Annotated in this window: 8 protein-coding genes and 1 pseudogene; all 9 read right to left on the bottom strand. The window is 64.6% G+C overall.

The window, feature by feature from the left end; genetic code table 11:
- Window positions 1–152 precede the first annotated feature (152 nt).
- Window positions 153–2,588, bottom strand: a complete 2,436-nt coding sequence (gene gyrB, locus AB7245_RS00045) for a DNA topoisomerase (ATP-hydrolyzing) subunit B (RefSeq protein ID WP_063980103.1) — start codon at window positions 2,586–2,588, stop codon at window positions 153–155.
- Window positions 2,589–2,870: 282 nt separating this feature from the next.
- Window positions 2,871–3,614: a hypothetical protein gene (locus AB7245_RS00040; RefSeq protein ID WP_063980102.1), complete on the bottom strand. Its 744-nt coding sequence runs from the start codon at window positions 3,612–3,614 to the stop codon at window positions 2,871–2,873.
- Between the two features lie 139 nt (window positions 3,615–3,753).
- A pseudogene (locus tag AB7245_RS00035) lies at window positions 3,754–3,939 on the bottom strand (hypothetical protein); the annotation flags it as partial.
- A gap of 164 nt (window positions 3,940–4,103) precedes the next feature.
- A complete protein-coding gene (locus AB7245_RS00030) occupies window positions 4,104–6,542 on the bottom strand; it encodes an arylsulfatase (RefSeq protein ID WP_439035689.1) in 2,439 nt (812 codons plus the stop codon).
- Window positions 6,543–6,787: 245 nt separating this feature from the next.
- Window positions 6,788–8,971, bottom strand: coding sequence for a hypothetical protein (locus AB7245_RS00025; RefSeq protein ID WP_063980100.1), 2,184 nt, complete (start codon window positions 8,969–8,971; stop codon window positions 6,788–6,790).
- Window positions 8,972–9,077: 106 nt separating this feature from the next.
- Entirely contained in the window at window positions 9,078–9,821 is a 744-nt protein-coding gene (locus tag AB7245_RS00020; protein ID WP_063985953.1) for a hypothetical protein, read from the bottom strand.
- 120 nt (window positions 9,822–9,941) lie between these two features.
- A complete protein-coding gene (recF, locus tag AB7245_RS00015) occupies window positions 9,942–11,078 on the bottom strand; it encodes a DNA replication/repair protein RecF (protein WP_063980099.1) in 1,137 nt (378 codons plus the stop codon).
- 109 nt (window positions 11,079–11,187) lie between these two features.
- Window positions 11,188–12,306, bottom strand: coding sequence for a DNA polymerase III subunit beta (gene dnaN / locus AB7245_RS00010; RefSeq protein ID WP_014491013.1), 1,119 nt, complete (start codon window positions 12,304–12,306; stop codon window positions 11,188–11,190).
- Between the two features lie 280 nt (window positions 12,307–12,586).
- The coding region (dnaA, locus tag AB7245_RS00005; RefSeq protein ID WP_063980098.1) for a chromosomal replication initiator protein DnaA at window positions 12,587–13,999 on the bottom strand (1,413 nt) is incomplete at its 5' end.

Below are 13,999 nucleotides of genomic sequence, written 5' to 3'. Positions count from 1 at the left end.
CGCGGAAAGCTTTCGCTTGTTCGAGCCGTTTTACACCACAAAGGAAAATGGTCTCGGTCTCGGGATGTCAATCTGTTCGACGATAATTGAGGCGCATGGAACGTCATGCCCAGGACAAGCCCGGGCATGACGATCACCCAAAGCCACGAGCCTCAGATATCGATCGTCGCGCTCAGCGAATGTTCCTGGATGAAGTCGCGGCGCGGCTCGACCACGTCGCCCATCAGCTTGGTGAAGATGTCGTCGGCCTCGTCGACTTCCTTGACCTTCACCTGCAGCAGCGAGCGCGCATCGATGTCCAGCGTCGTTTCCCAGAGCTGCTCCGGGTTCATCTCGCCCAGACCTTTGTAACGCTGCAGCGTGATGCCCTTGCGGCCGGCGTCGGTGACCGCTTCGAACAGGTCGACCGGGCCGTAGACCATGTGCTCGATGTCCTTGCGCCGCAGCTTGCCAGGGCGGGCATAAACGTCCTGGAGCTTCACGGTGTATTCGTCGAGCTTGCGGGCTTCGACCGAGCCCAGGAAGGCGGCGTCGATGACGGCGGCTTCCTTGACGCCGCGCACGGTGCGTTCGAACTGGAAGCCCTGGCCTTCCACGTACTGGCCGACCCAGCCGCGCTCGACCTCCTCGGCCTGGTTGTCCAGCCGTCCCGCGATGTATTGTGCCGCTGCGGCGGCTTTCTCGGGATCGCCGTAGATCGCCTTGTTGAGCACGCCGGTGATGGCGGCCTGCTCGATCACCTTGCGATTGTAGCGGCTGTGCAGATTGCGCAGGACGCTGCGGACGGTGCGGGCGTCGTCGACCAGCGAGCGCAAATCGCGGCCGGTGCGATCACCGCCGACGCCGGGAATGAAGACGCAGTCGTCGAGGCCTGTGTCGATCAGATAATCCTCGAGCGCCCGCTCGTCCTTCAGATACTGCTCGGACTTGCCGCGGCTGACCTTATAGAGCGGCGGCTGGGCGATATAGAGGTAACCGCCGTCGATGATGTCGCGCATCTGACGGTAGAAGAAGGTCAGCAGCAGCGTGCGGATGTGGGCGCCGTCGACGTCGGCGTCCGTCATCACGATGATCTTGTGATAGCGCAGCTTCTCGATCGAGAATTCGTCGCTGATGCCGGTGCCGAGCGCGGTGATCAGCGTGCCGATCTGCTCGCTTCCCAGCATCTTGTCGGGGCGGACGCGCTCGACGTTGAGGATCTTGCCGCGCAGCGGCAGCACCGCCTGGAATTCGCGGTTGCGGCCCTGCTTGGCGCTGCCGCCTGCCGAGTCGCCCTCGACGATGAAGAGTTCGGACTTGGCCGGATCCTTTTCCTGGCAGTCGGCGAGCTTGCCGGGCAGCGAGGAGACCGAGAGCGGGCTCTTGCGCGTCAGCTCACGCGCTTTTCGCGCGGCTTCACGCGCGGCGGCGGCCTGGATCACCTTGCCGACGATCATCTTGGCTTCGCTAGGGTGCTCCTCGAACCAGGCCTGGAGCGCCTCGTTGAGGACGTTCTCGACCACGGGACGCACTTCCGAGGACACCAGCTTGTCCTTGGTCTGCGACGAGAATTTCGGATCGGGCACCTTCACCGAGAGAACGGCGGTGAGACCTTCACGGCAGTCGTCGCCGGTCAGCGCGATCTTTTCCTTCTTCGCATTGGCCTCGGCATAGCCGTTGACCTGGCGTGTCAGCGCGCCGCGGAAACCGGCCAGATGGGTGCCGCCGTCACGCTGCGGGATGTTGTTGGTGAAGCACAGCACGTTCTCATGGTAGCTGTCGTTCCACCACAGTGCCGCCTCGACGCCGATGCCGTTGGCCTCCGCGCGCACCATGATCGGCGCCGGCACGATCGCCTTCTTGTTGCGGTCGAGATATTTGACGAACTCCTCGACGCCGCCGGAATAGTGCATCTCCTCGCGCTTCTCGACCGCATGGCGCATGTCTGAGAGCGCGATGTTGACGCCGGAATTGAGGAAGGCGAGCTCGCGCAGGCGGTGCTCCAGCGTCGCGAAATCATATTCGATGTTCTTGAAGGTTTCCGTCGAGGCCTGGAACGTCACCTCGGTGCCGCGCTTGCCCGGCGCGTCGCCGACCACCACCAGCGGTGCGACCGCATCGCCATGGGCGAACTCGATGTAGTGCTCCTTGTTGTCGCGCCAGATGCGCAAGCCGAGCTTGCTCGACAGCGCGTTGACGACGGAGACGCCGACGCCGTGCAGGCCGCCGGAGACCTTGTAGGAATTCTGGTCGAACTTTCCACCGGCATGGAGCTGGGTCATGATGACCTCGGCCGCGGAGATGCCTTCGCCCTTGTGGATGTCGACGGGAATGCCGCGGCCGTCGTCGCGCACCGTGACGGAATTGTCGGCATTGAGCACGACGTCGACGCGCGTAGCGTGGCCCGCGAGCGCCTCGTCGATCGCGTTGTCGACGACCTCGTAGACCATGTGGTGCAGGCCCGAGCCGTCGTCGGTGTCGCCGATATACATGCCCGGGCGCTTGCGGACGGCGTCGAGACCCTTGAGCACGCGGATCGATTCCGCCCCGTAATCGCTTGGATTTGAGGGCTCGTTTTCGGCAGGCGTCTGCCGAGCAGGTTCTGTCATGAGAGGCCTTCGAGATGTCGCCCGAATCAGCGGCGCAAAAGGCGCTGATTTGCAGGCTATTTGTGCCATGAAAGACCGCTTGCGCCTAGCGCAAAGTATCTTCCGGCAACCCTTTGACGAAATAGGGATTTTTTGCCGGTTTTCAAGGCTCCTGGAGGCCGATTCTGGGGCTTGCGAAAAGGGCGATTCGAGGCCCTGTTTTTAGCTCTTGAAGGCGTGGATTTTGCGGGGCGGAGAAGCGCGTTCCCAGGCGCCGTGGCGCCCCGGAACAGGCCACCAGGTTCAGTAGATCTGATCCGGCCTCTTGTCGTCGTCGCCCAAGCTGAGGGACCAGGCCTCGCCTGAGGCCACGGTGATGGTATCGGTGCGCACCGGATAGCCCGACACGACCAGCTTGTAGGAATATTTGCCGGGCGGCAGATCCAGCGTTTGTGGGTGATTGACGCCGCCCGCGATCTTGATGGTCTGATCGTTGATCGTGAGCGAAGCCGTGTCCGGCGCGAGATAGCCGAATATCAGCCGCGCTTGTCCTGCTATCGGCAGGAAATTGGCCTTCGCCGCGGCCTCCGTATTCCGCTGCACCAGGCTGACAATGGTCTCGTCCTGCGCGCGGCCAAGCTTCAGGGTGGCCGGCCCCTTGGGTGAGGCGAAGGCGAGCTGCACATGATCGGCGGCAACCACAGTGCTTTCAGGCCTTTCCTCCCAGCCACGCTTTGCGAGCTCCCTGCGGTAGAAGGCGAGCACATCGCTGAGCTGGGCCTGCACATGGGCTTCGAGTCCGACCCGCAGCGGGATTTCGATGCCGGTCATATGGGTGGTGTTGGAGCTGGAGAAGTTGTGTTGCTTCGGCACCGGCATCTCGGCGTTTGGATCCGCCGGTGTGAGTGCGGCCGAAGTTTGCGGTGACGGGTGCGGCAGCCATCCGCCGGCGCCTGCGGCGACCAGGCCGCCCGCGAGAAGAGCGAGGCCGCACGCGAACAGCCGCCATCGTGCCGGGACCTTCGTTCTGCGCCTCACCGTCGTCATGCCACTCTCCAGGGATGTCGCGCGTTGTAGTCTTCGCGCGATGCAGCGGCTGCGACACAGTCGCCGCCGCCTCCGGACGACTAGTCGCCCCACCAACTGGACAGGTTCAACCTGGCCGTTACAGGCACAGGCGGCGGGATCAATACATCTGAAGCGGCAGCACGTCGTCGCTTGGCCCCACCAGGAGGCCCCAGGCGTCGCCGGCGGCAACGGTCAGGGTTTCGTTGCGAGCGGGCTGCCCGGGCAGGCGCAGCGCGTACTGATACTTGCCGGGCGGTAGATCCAACATCGGGCCTTTCGGCGATTGCGGGCCGCCGGCGCCGGCAACGCATCCAGCGCGCCAAATGAAGAATCCACTGCCGGCACTCCCTTCTATACGCGATGATATTTCGCGCGGGCTTTCGAAGCGGATCCCGCCGAACGATTTCTTAGCGAAGAAGGATGAGTCGTGGCGTTGGGGCCGACATGAATCGCCACGACTTGTCGCGCTCAGTCCCTCGCTCTTTCGAGCGCGTGTCGAATGACCTTTTGCTCATCCTCCGTCATCTGCGTCGCGCCAAGCTTGAAGGTCAGCTTGTCGATCTTGCCGGTGAAACGGAAGGGCAGCTTATAGCTGTCGTCCACCGTCGTGCGGGTGTCGCTGCCGATGTCAAACGTTTCGTCGATGGCCATAAGAAACGGAATCGTGTGCGGGATCGTCTTTGCGGCCACCAGCTTGCCATCGGCCGTCAGTACACCGGTGCCACCCTTACCCGGGCCGGGTCCGTTGTACTTGAAGTCGAATACAATGGTGTGCTTGCCCGGCTTGAGCGCATCGGTAAACAAGTCGCGACCGCCAATGCCGCCTTCCCAGCGGTACCGTTCTAGATCGAGCAGGTTATAGACGAAGACAGGCTTGCCTTTGAGCAGGTAGAGGGCGTATCCGCCAAAGCGACCGCCTAGAGTTGCGATCATTCCTTCCGCGCCGCCCTTAGGAACGGTAACCTCGGCCGTGATCGTGTAATCCTTATTGAGAAGGCTCGGAGCGTTAGCGTCAGGGATGCCAGCGTTCTCACCAGAATATGTGAAAACGGTTCGTCCGGCGGTCGCGCTTGGGCGCGGTGTCACAATGCGGGGCAGGACCGAGTTGTCCAGCGGAAAGACCTGGTATTTCGCCGCCTCCGACAGGAACAACGCTTGCAACTCCTTGAGCTTGTCGGGATTCCTGGCTGCGAGGTCATTGGCCTGCGAGTAATCCTCGGCGATGTTGTAAAGCTCCCACTTGTATTCATTGATCCCCGGCAGCTTGGCGGTGCCCAGAAGCCAGGGAGGCGCAGGCGGCGTCGTACATGCATACCAACCATCGTGATAGATGCCGCGGTTCGCGAACATCTCGAAATACTGCGTGTCGCGCTTTGACGGCGCGTTGGCGTTAGCCTGGTCGAACGTATAGGCCATGCTGACGCCCTCGATGGGCCTTTGCTTGATGCCATTGACGGTGTCGGGAGCCTGAATGCCTGTGGCTTCCAGAATCGTCGGCACGATGTCGATCATGTGATGGAATTGGCTGCGGATGCCGCCGACGTCCTTGATGTGGCCGGGCCATGAGATGGCCATGCCTTGCCGGGTGCCGCCGAAGTGCGATGCCACCTGCTTGGTCCACTTGAACGGGGTGTCGAAGGCCCACGACCACGCCACCGACATATGCGGGTAGGTCTTGTCGGAGCCCCAATCCTCGTAGTGCAGCATCAGCTCGGTTTCGGGCAGTTTCAGAATGCCGTTGTAGGCGGTCATCTGGTTCGGCGTGCCCTCGAGGGTTCCTTCGGCGCTGGTGCCATTGTCGCCGCTGATGTAGATGATCAGGGTGTTGTCGAGTTTGCCCATGTCCTCGACCGCCTGGATGACGCGGCCGATTTCGTAGTCGGTATACGCCGCATAGCCGGCAAACACCTCGGCTTCGCGCGCGTACAATTTCTTCTGGATGAACGAGAGCGAGTCCCACTTCGGCAGCGTATCCGGCCAGACGGTGAGCTGGGTGTTCGCCGGGATCACCCCGAGTTTCTTCTGGTTGGCGAAGATCTGCTCGCGCAGCTTCTCCCAACCCATGTCGAACTTGCCCTTGAACTTCTCGCTCCATTCCTTCTTCGGCTGATGCGGCGAATGGGTGCCGCCGGGCACGTAGTAGACGAAGAACGGCTTCTCGGGCGCCGCCGCGTTCAGTCCGTTCATGTAGTTGATGGCGTCATCCGCCATGTCGGTGATGAGGTTGTAGCCGGTCTTGCCGACCCATGGAAAAACCTGGCTCGTGTTGCGGAAAAGGTAAGGCGTCCACTGGTCGGTCTCGCCGCCCATGAACCCATAAAAATACTGAAATCCCATGCCGATTGGCCATTGGTCGAACGGCCCGGCTGAGCTGTACAGATAGGTCGGGGTGTTGTGGTTCTTGCCGAACCATGAGGTGGCAAATCCGTTATCCCGCAGAATGGTCCCGATCGTCGCACTTTCCTGGCCAATGACGGAATCGTAGCCCGGATAGCCGGTGGACATTTCACCGATCACGCCAAACCCGACCGAGTGGTGGTTGCGGCCGGTGATCAGCGCTGCCCGCGTCGGCGAGCAGAGCGCTGTCGAGTGAAACTGCGTGTAACGCAGGCCCGCCTTGGCGATGCGATCCATGTTCGGGGTCGGGATCACCCCACCGAAGGTGCCGGTCACGCCATAACCCTGGTCGTCGGTCATGATCAGCAGCACGTTCGGCGCGCCTTTGGGCGGCACAACGGACGGTGGCCAGTATGGCTTGGAGTCCGTGGCATCTTCCTTGATCACGCCTTCGAACTTCGGAGGCTCAGGCGGAAGCTGCTTGCCATCGATGGTTGTCGTGGCGCTCGGCGAACCCGGCGTGCCGGTGGTTTGCTGCGCGAGGCTGGTCGTCTCCAGCGCGCACAGCATAAAAGCGACGGTCAGTGCAGTGCCGCAAAGCAGCAAGTTGCGGTGGTTTAGTAAGCGGCTTTCTGGCTTTGAGCTATCGTCAACGTGACGGGTACGCGTCATTGCAAGCTCCCTCTTGGAGACGTCAGAACCTTGTTGACGCCTATTCGGGAGGCAACGCCGCAACGCTCTGTTGATTTAGATCAACTTTCCGCCCACGGGTCCGAAACGCCGGCTGCGCGTGGGCGCACCTGCTTCGTCGCACCTCAATACATCTGCAGCGGAAGCACGTCGCCGCTTGGCCCCACCAAGAGGCCCCAGGCGTCGCCGGCGGCTACGGTCAGGGTCTCGTTGCGAGTGGGCTGCCCGGGCAGGCGCAGCGCGTACTGGTACTTGCCGGGCGGCAGATCGAGCATCGGGCCTTTCGGCGATTGCGGGCCGCCGGCGCCGGCCGCGATCTTGATGGTCTGCTTGTTGATCGTCAGCGACGCCTCCTTCGGCCCGATATTGCCGAGCATCAGCCTCGCCTGTCCCGCCTTGGGCATGATGTCGGCCTTGGCCGCTGCCTGCGGATTCCGCTGCACCAGGCTGACCGTTGTCTCCTCCCTGGCGCGGCCGAGCTTCAGCATGGCCGGCCCCTCCGGCGAGGTGAACGCCAGCTCCGCCCGCTCGGCGGTAACAGTCGCGCCGTCAGTCTTTTCCTGCCAGCCGCGCTTGGTGAGCTCTGCGCGATAGAAGGCGAGGACATCTGAGAGCTCAGCCGGAATGCTGGCTTCAAGCTCCTTGCGGAACGACTGGTCGCTGCCGGGGAATTTCGTCGAGCTGATCCCGCTCGAGCTGCGCTGCGTCGGCACCGGCAGGGCGGAATCGGGATCGGGCTTCAGCGGCTCGGTCGATTTGGCCTGCATGGCCTTGGATTCTGTCGGTTTGGATTGTGCCGATTTGGTCTCGACCGGCTTCGCCGCGGCCACGACCAGGCCGGAGCCGGTGGCGCTGACATTCACTTTCGGGCCCATCTGCATCACGGTCATCGAGATCGACTTGCCGCCCTTGGAGAACTCCATCACCGCCATGTTGGGCTGGTTGATGACGGAGGGCTGCTCCTTCCAGCCCGCGTTCTTCAGCGATGCGCGGTAGAAGGTGCCGAGCGCCTTCACGCTCGAATTGGAGGAGAATTCGAGCCGACCGTCGCCGCCTTCGAATATCACGCCCTCGGCGGTCTCGGGCAGCGGCACCGGTGTCTTGCTGTCGGCGAGCGCATTGAGCGGCGCATCGGAGAGTCCGGCGGCCTGCACCTTGCGCCGCGCCTCGTCGGCGGCGATCATCTTCTGTGCGGCTGCTGCGGCATCGCTGAAGAACTTGTCGTCGGCCTCCTTCTTCGCCTTGGCGCGGGCGGCAAGCGCGGAGTCCTTCACCTGCACGTTCAGGCTGATCATGGTGAAATCATATTTGCGGCCAAGCCGCAGCACGCCGGTCTCCTCGGCGTTGGAGACTTTGATTGCGACTTCGTCGCCGGGCGCGAGCGGCGCGCTGCCATCTTCCTGCCAGCCGCGCGCGGCGAGCTCGCGGTGATAGAAGGCGAGCACGGCGGGCAGCTCGGCCATCGCGGCGGCCGACATCTCGCGCTTGTTGGAGCTTGCGCTGCCGAGGCCCCTGGCCGTCTTGGTCGGGGTTGGCCGCGGCAGGCCGGCCAGATCGCCATCGGCCTTGAGCTCGCTGGGCAGCGCGAAGGGCGCGACGCGGATATCGATATTGGTGCGGCCGTCGTCGCGGCGTGTCAGCGTCAGCATCACCGGCTTCTGCTGGTAGAAGCCGGTGTCCTTGCTGTCAGGGTGCGCGTAGAAGGCGCGCAGGCCGTTGGGAACGGTTTCATCCAGGCTGGTCGTCCAGCGCGCGGCGGTTTCCGGCGTGAGTTTCTGCCAGCCGATCGCGGCCATCTGGCTGGCGTAGAAATCCGACGTCGCATCGAGCGCGCTGGGCGCGATGCAGCCGAGATAGGGCCGGGTCCCATCGAACATGATGTCGCTCGCGCCGTCCGGAAACGGCACGTTCCCGTAGATCCGGTCGGTCGTGTAGTAGACCACGGATTGATCGGGCCGGCCGAGGGCCTGCGTGAAGTGAACCGAAAGGCCCTGCCGTCCCTTCTTGAAGTTCAGATTGGTGCTCTTCTCCTCCAGCGGCCTCACATAGAGCACCCAGCCGTCGGCGCTGAGGAGTTTCTTCACCGCCGGCGATGTCACGGCTTCCGGCGTCGGCATGCGGTATTCGACGCGGTAGGGATCGGGGCGCGAGGTGTCTTCCACCGCGCCCTCGAGCTGCGGCAGCGCATGGACGTCGACGATGCCTCCGTCGGCGGCGGCCGCGGTCGAGCAGCTCGCCATCAGGACAAGGCCGCAGGCAAGCAGCTGCCATCGTGCCGGGACTGGCGTCCCGCGCGGGATCATCGACATCGTCACGTCTCCAGGATATCGCGCACGGCTCAGGCGTGCGCATTTGCAGGCTGCGACACCGTCGGCGCGGCCTCAGACGAGAAGTCGCGGCAGAAACCCGGGAGGTTCAATACAGCAGGAGCGGCGACCATGCCTCTCCGTCGCGCCCGACCGTAAGCTCCCAGGTATCGCCGGCAGCGAAGTTGAGGATGTTCGTCGTGGCTGGATGGCCCGGCACGCTCACCTCGTAGGAATATCTGCCGGGCTGCAGATCCAGCGAAACCGCGTAGGCGCCGGCGGCGTGCTTGATGGTCCGGTCGTTGATCGTGAGCGAGGCTTCCGTTTCGCTGATATTGGAGAACACCAGCTTCGCCTGGCCGGGCTCGGGCATCACGTTCGCATTGGCCGCGACAGATGCGTTCTTCTGCACGAGATTGACGGCGGTGCTGGCGTCTTTGCGGTCGAGCGCCAGCATGCCAGGTCCGAGCGGGGAGGCGAAGGCGAGCTTGACGTGATCGGCGGAGACCACCGCGCCATCGCGCTGCTCCTGCCAGCCGAGCTTGCTGAGTTCGGTGCGGTAGAAGGCGAGGACGTCGCCGAGCTCGGCGGGCACGGTGGCCTCCAGCCTTGTGCGGAGTGGCGTTTCAATGCCCTTGACGACGGTGGTGTGCGTTCCTCGGTAGCTGTAACGGGTCGGCGCGGGCAGCTTGGCAGCGGGGTCCGGCGTGAGTGCCGACGCGAACAGCGGCGACAGATGCGGCACCCAGGCGCTGGCGCTTGCTGCGAGCATGCAGACCGCAAGCAAGAGGAGGCCGCACGCAAAGGCCAGCCATTGAGCCGGGACTCGCGCCCCGGTCCTTACCGTCCGCATCTCATTCTCCAGGGTTTTCGCGCGTGACGTCATTTGCGCGCTGGCGACGGCCGTGACAGGCATCGCCACGGCCTCAAAAGGCTAGTCGCGATTGCAAACGGCCGGGTTCAACGGCGCGGTCTAGCGCCGGGCGGAGACACGTCCGCTCTCGACGTCAAAGACGTCGCCGCCTGCGCCAATGTCGGCAAAGGCGGCGGGGTCGGCGCCGGTCAGCCACACCTGCGCGCCGAGCTTGCGCAGCTCCTCGAACAGCGCCGCGCGCCGGTTCGGATCGAGATGCGCGACGACCTCGTCGAGCAACAGCAGCGGCACGATGGCGGTCATCTCAGCGACCAGGCTCGCATGCGCCAGCACGAGGCCAATCAGCAGCGCCTTCTGCTCGCCGGTCGAGGCATCGCGCGCCGGCATGCTTTTCGGCGCATAGATCACCTGGAGATCGGTGAGGTGCGGGCCGTCGGTGGTGCGGCCGGCGATGGCGTCGCGCGGGCGGTTGTCGCGCAGGATCTGGCGGTAGCGGTCCTCGACCGACGTCGCGGTCTCCGTGAGCAGCGCATTCTCCATCCAGCCGTCCAGCGCGATTTGCGCGGACGGAAAGGCGGATTCCTGCGCGCGGGCGTTGAGCATGCCGGTGAGGCGCGCTGCGGTCTGGCCGCGCGTTGCGGCGACCGCGACCGCAAGCTCCGCGGTCTCGCGCTCGATCGCATCACACCAATGGTCGTCGTAATTGCGCGTCTCGAGCAGGCGGTTGCGCGAGCGCAGGGAGCGTTCGAGCGCGGAGATGCGGCTGGAATGCTCGCTGTCGATCGCCAGCACCAGGCGGTCGAAGAAGCGCCGCCGCTCGGAGGCCGCGCCCATGAACAGCCCGTCCATCGCCGGCGTCAGCCACACCATGCGGATATGGTCGCCGAAGGCGGTGGCCGAATTGACCGGCTCGCGGTCAATGCGGCAGCGCCGGCTGACTGTGGCGTCCGCGCGCGGCGCGTCGATGCCGGTGCCGAGCGTGGCGAGCCCCAGCGCGCCCTCGACCTGCGCCGACACCGCCCAGGAGCCGTCGCCCTGGTTGTCGGCAACATCTTCCAGCGTGGCGCGCCGCAAGCCGCGGCCCGGCGACAGGAACGAGATCGCCTCGATGCAATTGGTCTTGCCGGCCCCGTTCGGCCCGACCAGCGCCACCATGTCAGCCGCCGTCTCGAGCCCCGCCGCCCGATAATTGCGAAAATGCGTCAGCGTCAGGCGTTGAATGCGGGAGGGGGTCATATCACTCTGTCATTGCCGGGCACCCACGTTCTCAGGCTCCCAAGACGTGGATGGCCGGGACAAGCCCGGCCATGACGTATGTAGGCAATGCGAAGGAGGCCGGTAGGCCTCACACCCGCATCGGCATCAGCACGTAGAGCGCGCTCTTGTCGTCCTTGTCCTGCACCAGGGTCGGCGAGCCGGGGTCGGCGAGCTTCAGCGTGGCGACGTCGCCTTCGATCTGGGCGGCGATGTCGAGGAGGTAGCGCGAGTTGAAGCCGATATCGAGGGCGTCGGAGGCGTATTCGACTTCGAGCTCTTCGGTCGCGCTGCCGGAATCAGGGTTGGTGACCGATAGCACCAGCTTGCCCGGCGACAGCGAGAGCTTCACGGCCCGGCCGCGCTCGCTGGAGATGGTGGAGACGCGGTCGACCGCGTTCTCGAAATCCTTCTTGTCGACGACGAGTTCCTTGTCGTTGCCCTGCGGGATCACGCGGCCATAGTCGGGGAAGGTGCCGTCGATCAGCTTCGAGGTCAGCACCACATTGCCGATCGTGAAGCGGATCTTGGCCTGCGACAGCTCGATCGTGACTTCGGCCTCGTTGTCCTCGATCAGGCGCTGCACCTCGCCGACGGTTTTCCGCGGCACGATCACGCCGGGCATGCCGTCGGCGCCCTTGGGCTGGACCAGGTCGAGCTGGGCGAGCCGGTGGCCGTCGGTGGCAACGCCGCGCAGGGTGGCGGCCGTGGCCGTGCCCGCGGCGTGCAGATAGATGCCGTTGAGATAATAGCGCGTCTCTTCGGTCGAGATCGCGAACTGGGTGCGGTCGATCAGCCGCTTGACGTCCTTGGCGGCGAGCGAGAACGAGTGCGACATGTCGCCGGCGGCGAGATCCGGGAAATCATTCTCCGGCAGGGTCTGCAGCGTGAAGCGCGAGCGGCCGGCGCGGATCGCCAGCACGGCGCGGTCGCCGTCGGCCTCCAGCACGATCTGCGAGCCATCGGGCAGCTTGCGCACGATGTCGTAGAACATGTGCGCCGGCACGGTGGTGGAGCCCGCGGTCGCGGTTTCGGCCGGGAGCGTCTCGGTCACCTCGAGGTCGAGGTCGGTCGCCTTCAGCGACAATTTCGCGTTCTCGGCGCGGACCAGCACGTTGCCGAGGATCGGAATGGTGTTGCGGCGCTCGACCACGCGGTGGACATGACCCAGCGATTTCAGGAGTTGCGCGCGTTCGACCGTAACCTTCATTGCACTACTCGCCCGATCCCCAAGGAAACACAACGTTGGAAAAGCCGGGCGGCGGGACGCGCGCCACGGCATCGAAGACCCCGAAAAGCCGGATCATCCAGCCGATATGACCAAAGCCGTCAGGGTCGCGCAAGGTGGCGCGGAAAGCCATCCGTTTCAAGGGATTGCGGGGTGGTTCCCCACGATTTACAGCCCAAAAGGAGGGCGGCCGTCCCGGCAAACGAACACCGCCGCCCAGGCATGGCCGGGGCGGCGGGAGAATGGCAGGAGCCTTAGGCGTTTATTCCTGAAGCTGGCGCTTCAGCGACTCGACTTCCTCGGACAGCGCCGTGTCCTTGTTGACCAGCGCCTCGATCTTGCGCACGGCGTGCAGCACCGTGGTGTGGTCGCGCCCGCCGAAGCGGCGGCCGATCTCGGGCAGCGAGCGCAGGGTCAGCGTCTTGGCGAGATACATCGCCACCTGGCGCGGACGGACCACGTTGGCGGTGCGGCGCGAGGACAGGAGGTCGGAACGGCTGACATTATACTGCCGCGCCACCACGCGCTGGATGTCCTCGATCTTGATCCGCTTCGGCTCCTGCGGCCGGACCAGATCGCGCACCTCGCGCTCGGCCATCTCCAGCGTCACCGGCTGGTTGTTCAGCTTCGAATGCGCGAGAAGCCGGTTGATCGCGCCTTCGAGGTCGCGGCCGTTATGGGTGATGGTGCGCGCCAGATAGAGCAGCACCTCCTCCGGCACGTCGAAGGTGGCGTGATGGGCGCGGGCCGCCGCGACGCGCGACTTCAAGATGCCATGCCGCAGTTCTTCGCCGAGCGAGCCCATCTCGACCACGAGGCCGCCGGCGAGGCGCGAGCGCACGCGATCGTCGAGGCTTTCGAGGTCGGACGGCGGACGGTCGGCCGCGATCACGACCTGGCGGCCGGCATCGATCAGCGCGTTCAGCGTGTGACAGAACTCGGCCTGGGTCGACTTGCCCTGCAGGAACTGGAGGTCGTCGATTACGAGCACGTCGATGCCGCGCAGCGCTTCCTTGAAGGCGAGCGCCGTCTGCGTCTTCAGCGCGGCGACGAAGCCGTACATGAATTTTTCGGCCGTGAGATACAGCACCTTGCGCTCGTTGCCGGAATTGCCGGCCCAGGTCACGGCCTGGAGCAGATGCGTCTTGCCGAGGCCAACGCCGGCATGGATGTAGAGCGGATTGAACATGACGGGATCGCCGCGACGCCCTTCGGCGACCTGACGAGCCGCCGCATGCGCCAGCGTGTTGGAGCGGCCGACGACGAAGCTTGCAAAGGTCAGGCGCGGATCGAGCGGCGAGCCGCCGAGCGCGTCGTGGTTTGCGGAGACCGGCGCAGTCGCCGTCGAGCGCAGTTCCGGCGCGGGCGCGCGGCGTGTTTCGACCGGCGCAGGCGTCTCCTTCTGCTGCACGACCGGGCGCACCGCGGAGCGAACGGTGAGATCGATGCGATGAACTTCCGGCGCCTCGGCCTGCCAGCACGACAGTACGCGCTCGGCATAATGCGCCTGAATCCAGCTCTTCAGGAAGCGCGTCGGCACCGAGAGCCGCACGCTCTCCTCCTGCACGCCTTCCAGATCCATACGGGCGAACCAGCTCGTATAGACGTCTTCGCCTACGTTCGAGCGCAGCCGGCTCTTCACGCGTGACCAGCGATCCTGTTCCGATGTGTTCAT

It is taken from the genome of Bradyrhizobium sp. 604_D8_N2_3 (assembly GCF_051810765.1).
Classification (GTDB): domain Bacteria; phylum Pseudomonadota; class Alphaproteobacteria; order Rhizobiales; family Xanthobacteraceae; genus Bradyrhizobium; species Bradyrhizobium barranii.
This window is presented reverse-complemented; position numbering and strand designations above follow the sequence as displayed.